Origin of the sequence: Alkalihalophilus lindianensis, from assembly GCF_032843265.1 — a bacterium.
Lineage (GTDB): Bacteria > Bacillota > Bacilli > Bacillales > Bacillaceae_D > Alkalihalophilus > Alkalihalophilus lindianensis.
Map to the genome: position 1 here is coordinate 1 of NZ_JAWJBA010000166.1, position 300 is coordinate 300.

Sequence of the window (300 nt, forward strand, 5' to 3'; positions counted from 1 at the left end):
TGTTCATATTCAGTTCCGGCATAAATATCTTCAGTATTTTCTCGGCAGATAACCATATCCGTATCCTGCGTGCGTTTAACCGGGGAAGGAACACCTTCAAACCATCTAACAGGACGCAAGCAGACAAATAAATCTAATTCTTGTCTTAGGGCAACGTTTAGTGAACGAATACCGCCGCCAACAGGAGTTGTTAATGGCCCTTTGATTGCAATTAAATATTCTTTAATCACATCAAGAGTTTCCGCTGGAAGCCATTCGCCGGTTTGATTAAAGGCCTTCTCACCTGCCAGAACTTCTTTC

At 42.7% G+C, this 300-nt stretch carries 1 protein-coding gene; it reads right to left on the minus strand.

What is annotated here, in order from left to right; all coding sequences use genetic code 11:
- Positions 1 to 300 (minus strand): isocitrate/isopropylmalate family dehydrogenase (locus RYX56_RS21790; RefSeq protein ID WP_317124042.1); only part of this gene is annotated, 300 nt, incomplete at both ends.